The 498-nt window shown below is 51.2% G+C and carries 1 protein-coding gene; it reads right to left on the bottom strand.

All coding sequences use genetic code 11. From position 1 onward, the window contains the following. Positions 1-233 (bottom strand): hypothetical protein (locus IV91_RS16150; RefSeq protein ID WP_035418374.1); only part of this gene is annotated, 233 nt, incomplete at its 3' end. Positions 234-498 lie beyond the last annotated feature (265 nt).

Raw genomic sequence — 498 nt, 5'->3', positions numbered from 1 at the left:
ACTTTTTTATACGCAGTCTCGAGCGAGCCCATGTCAAACACAGGAATCAATCGCGGTGACAAATTCGTAGCCCGTTTTTTAGTTTCCACCTGTGCCCTGGCGCCAGCAACTTTGAATTTATTTTTCAGGGCCGCGGCTTCAGGTTCTGTGGACCGGACAGGCACCAGCAGCCCTCTCTCGCGGGTGTAGCCGCTGTACTGCCGATCGCTTTCCTTGAAATTAAAAAGTGTCATACTCAAAACGCTCCTGTTAGATATACCCATCCCCTGAAGCAGCCTGTAATGGCAAAGCCGCGCCCTTGGGGGCTACCCCCTCTCTTCAAAGCCCTTTCTTATAAAACGGGAGTTAACAGATCCGGCAGAGGCTCTGAGCGTGCTCTGCGCTTCGCGAAAATGCCGGAAGCGGGATCACAATTGCCAGTTGATGCCATAAAAGATTGGTTTTCACCATAGTCTCCTAAATAGTGGCGCGCATTCAAATGCGCTACCGCGCATCTAT

The sequence above is a fragment of the Ferrovum myxofaciens genome, from assembly GCF_000735045.1.
Lineage (GTDB): Bacteria > Pseudomonadota > Gammaproteobacteria > Burkholderiales > Ferrovaceae > Ferrovum > Ferrovum myxofaciens.
Note: the sequence above shows the minus strand (reverse complement) of the source record. Positions and strands in the feature narration are given on the sequence as shown.